Origin of the sequence: Pseudoalteromonas phenolica (genome assembly GCF_005886345.1) — a bacterium.
Classification (GTDB): domain Bacteria; phylum Pseudomonadota; class Gammaproteobacteria; order Enterobacterales; family Alteromonadaceae; genus Pseudoalteromonas; species Pseudoalteromonas phenolica_A.
The window spans coordinates 1-326 of sequence record NZ_PNEC01000130.1 but is presented as its reverse complement, the minus strand read 5'-3'; the positions used below and the strand labels follow the sequence as shown (position 1 = coordinate 326).

Sequence of the window (326 nt, the reverse complement as noted above, 5' to 3'; positions counted from 1 at the left end):
TTGTATTTTAAATCTGAATATTTAGCGATAGTGGCTGCTTTACCTGATTTAAGCGCCTCAATCATAGGGTGGATTGGCTGTAATTCAGATTCTTATACTTTAATTAGTAATTTTGAAGATAACCTTTCAACACCCGTAACTATTGCGCGAAGTTGTGCTAATACAAATAACTTCACCACAATATCTAATACACCTTGTGACAGCTCAAACCAAGTATTGCGGATCTCTTCTGTGAGCGGTTCATCGCGGTGAATAAGCCACTGGTACTGCCAAAGCTTTTCCGTCAGCAATCGCCACTCAGTGGGCTTTGGTTTACCCGTTACTTT

Annotated in this window: 1 pseudogene; it reads right to left on the bottom strand. The window is 40.2% G+C overall.

The features are described from left to right. Positions 1–92: 92 nt before the first annotated feature. Positions 93–326: pseudogene (locus CWB72_RS20350) on the bottom strand (AAA family ATPase); the annotation flags it as partial.